Source organism: Aerococcus sp. L_32 (genome assembly GCF_050689315.1).
Window position 1 is genome coordinate 1 of record NZ_JBOEQF010000218.1, and the last position, 3,608, is coordinate 3,608.

The following is a 3,608-nucleotide window of genomic DNA, read 5'->3' on the forward strand; positions in this document are numbered from 1 at the left end:
TTTATTAAGTAGCCGTATTGGACCGTCATTACAATTGGGTGGTCAAGCAATCTTGTTCGGTACATCATTTGGTATCGTACTAGGTGTTATCTCAGCTATGTACAAGAATACTTGGATTGACTCAACTGCTACATTCGTGGCTATCTTGGGTCGTTCAATTCCTAACTTCGTTTTCGCGGTATTACTACAACTAGTATTTGCTGTGCAACTAGGTTGGTTCCCAATCGCTTTGTGGAATGGTTCATTTGCAGCAACAGTATTACCGACATTAGCCTTGGCCATTTCGCCATTAGCCGATTCAAGTCGTTTCATCCGTACCGAAATGGTCGACGTTTTGAATTCAGACTATATTGAATTAGCTCGTGCGAAAGGTTTAAGTAAAACAGCCGTAGCTTTCAAACATGGTGTACGTAATGCTTTAATTCCATTATTAACATTGTTAGGGCCATTAACAGTTGCCTTGATGACAGGTTCAATGGTAGTAGAAAACATTTACGCAATTCCTGGTATAGGGGAGCAATTTGTTAAATCAATCCAAACAAATGATTATCCAACAATCATGGGTATCACAATTCTTTACTCATTCATGTTAGTATCAATGTTATTAATTGTGGATGTGTTATACGGTATCGTAGACCCACGTATTCGTGTAAGTAATGAAGGAGGGGAATAAGATGGCTGAAAACAACCAATCATATAAATCAATTGCAGCTGACAAATTCCGCCCAGCTACGCAACATGACAACGTCGCTGAACGTGAGCAAATTGCTGGAGAATCATTGAACTTCCTTCAAGATTCTTGGCGTCGTTTAAAGAAAAATAAAGTAGCGATTGTATCCTTAGTGGTATTGATCATTATTGTCATTCTTGCTATCTTGGCTCCAGTGATTGCACCTGCAGATCCAAATGCACAAAACGTAGCCTTTGCCAACCTGCCACCAAAGATTCCTGGATTGGAAAACTTTGCTTGGTTCGATGGTAAATCAGAAGTAGCCGGAGCAGCTGTTGACAAATACGCTGCCAATAATGTACCAGAGGGCGTATATTACTACTTAGGTACTGACGCTTTAGGGCGTGACTTATTATCACGTATCTTATACGGTACACGTGTATCGCTATTTATCGGTATGATGGCTGCCTTATTCAACTTAGTAATCGGTGTACCTTACGGTATTATCTCAGGTTGGAATGGTGGTCGTATTGACAACATCATGATGCGTTTCTTAGAAATCCTATCAGGTGTGCCGAACTTGGTTATCGTAATCCTAATGTTATTAGTATTACAACCAGGTATTATGTCTATCATCATCGCATTAGCGATTACAGAGTGGATTTCAATGGCTCGTGTAATCCGTGCACAAACAATGAAAATTAAAAACCAAGAATACATCTTAGCTGCCCGCTCTTTAGGTGAATCAGCATGGAAAATTTCTTTCCGTCACATCTTACCTAACTTGTCAGGTATCATTATTATCCAAACAGTATTCTCAATTCCGTCTGCGATTTTCTTCGAAGCGTTCTTGAGTTTCATCGGTTTAGGTATTCCAGCACCAAATGCTTCTCTAGGTACATTAATCAATGATGGTTACAAGACATTTAGATTCTTGCCTCATTTAATGTGGTACCCAGCGGGTGTAATCTGTATCGTCATGATTGCATTCAACATGTTAGCAAATGGCTTGCGTGATGCTCTAGATCCAAAAACGAATGATTAAGGAGTTGAGCAGAGTTGAGTAATAAAACAGGAAACATTTTAGAAGTAAAAGACTTAGAAATTAATTTCAAAACGTATTCTGGGGATGTTCAAGCCATTCGTAAAGTGAACTTTGACTTGAAACATGGGGAAACGTTAGCAATCGTAGGTGAGTCTGGTTCAGGTAAATCTGTAACTGTTCGTACCATAATGCGTTTATTAGCCAATAACGCAGATGTTAAAGGTGGCCAAATCCTTTTTAACGGCGAAGACTTATTGAAGAAATCTGAAAAAGAGATGCAAGATATTCGTGGTAAAGATATCGCTATGATCTTCCAAGATCCGATGACTTCATTAAATCCTACAATGAAAATTGGTAAGCAAATTGCTGAACCAATTATCTTACACCAAAATAAATCTAAAAAAGAAGCCTACGCAAGAGCGGAAGAACTACTTGAATTGGTAGGTATTCCAAAAGCACACGAACGTATGGGCCACTATCCACACCAGTTCTCAGGTGGACAACGTCAACGTATCGTTATTGCGATTGCCTTGGCATGTAACCCGCGTGTCTTAATTGCGGATGAGCCGACAACAGCCTTAGACGTAACCATCCAAGCACAGATTCTTGAATTAATGAAAGAATTACAAGATAAAATTGATACATCAATCATTTTCATTACACATGACTTGGGTGTTGTTGCAAATGTTGCTGACCGTGTGGCCGTTATGTACGCTGGTAAAATCGTTGAATACGGTGATGTTGACGAAATCTTTTTCAACCCACAACATCCTTATACATGGGGACTAATCGGTTCAATGCCAACATTAGATACTGCAGGTAAATTGGTTTCAATCCCAGGTACACCACCAGACTTATTGGACCCGCCAAAAGGTGACGCCTTTGCCTTACGTTCTGAATACGCAATGGAAATTGATTACGAGGAAGAACCAACATTGTTCCAAGTATCGCCAACACACGCGGCTGCAACTTGGTTATTACATCCAGACGCACCAGCAGTAGAAGCACCAGCTGAAATTCAACGTCGTTACAAAATCTACGAAAGCCTATCAAAAGGTATCGTGCCAGAAGGTTACAACGAAGGTGTCCCTCGCGCTGAGTTAGATGAGCATACTGAAGTGGTTACATCAGCTGATACTGAAGGTGTGATCGCTACAGGGGAAGTAGATATGGAAGGAGATGACGCAATTGACTAATGAGCAAGATCCAATTTTAAAAGTTAGAAATTTAAAACAATACTTTAATGAAGGCTCAAAAGGTGAAGTACGCGCCATTGACGATATCTCTTTTGACATTTTCAAAGGTGAAACATTTGGTTTAGTTGGTGAGTCTGGTTCTGGTAAAACAACTACCGGACGTGCTGTAATGCGTTTATACCAACCAACTTCAGGTGAAATCATTTTTGAAGATAAAGATATTGCTTCATTAAAAAACCGTCGTGACATGTTAGACTTCCGTAAAGACATCCAAATGATTTTCCAAGATCCGTACGCATCTTTAAACCCTCGTATGAAGGTTGAAGACATTATTGCAGAAGGTCTAGAAATTCACGGTTTGGTGAAAACGAAAGCTGAACGTAAAGCGAAAGTCGCTGATTTATTAGAGCAAGTTGGGTTAAACCCACAACACGCTACCCGTTACCCACATGAGTTCTCAGGTGGACAACGTCAACGTATCGGGATTGCACGTGCACTTGCAGTGGCACCAAAAATGATCGTAGCGGATGAGCCAATTTCAGCCCTTGACGTATCGATTCAAGCCCAAGTAGTCAACTTGCTTGAAGAATTACAAGAAGACTTTGGTCTAACATTCCTATTCATTGCCCATGACCTTTCAATGGTGAAATACATTTCTGATCGTATTGCCGTAATGTATATGGGTAAAATAGTAGAG

At 40.1% G+C, this 3,608-nt stretch carries 4 protein-coding genes; all 4 read left to right on the forward strand.

What is annotated here, in order from left to right; genetic code table 11:
- The coding region (locus ACRCJ0_RS10705; RefSeq protein WP_431390425.1) for an ABC transporter permease at nt 1–673 on the forward strand (673 nt) is incomplete at its 5' end.
- Between the two features lies 1 nt (nt 674).
- Nucleotides 675–1,715: an oligopeptide ABC transporter permease gene (opp3C, locus tag ACRCJ0_RS10710; protein WP_417893194.1), complete on the forward strand. Its 1,041-nt coding sequence runs from the start codon at nt 675–677 to the stop codon at nt 1,713–1,715.
- Between the two features lie 14 nt (nt 1,716–1,729).
- Nucleotides 1,730–2,911 carry an ABC transporter ATP-binding protein gene (locus ACRCJ0_RS10715; RefSeq protein WP_417893193.1) on the forward strand — a complete coding sequence of 394 codons (1,182 nt, stop codon included), beginning with the start codon at nt 1,730–1,732 and terminating at the stop codon, nt 2,909–2,911.
- The coding region (locus ACRCJ0_RS10720) for an ABC transporter ATP-binding protein (RefSeq protein ID WP_431390429.1) at nt 2,895–3,608 on the forward strand (714 nt) is incomplete at its 3' end. The genes ACRCJ0_RS10715 and ACRCJ0_RS10720, both read left to right, overlap by 17 nt.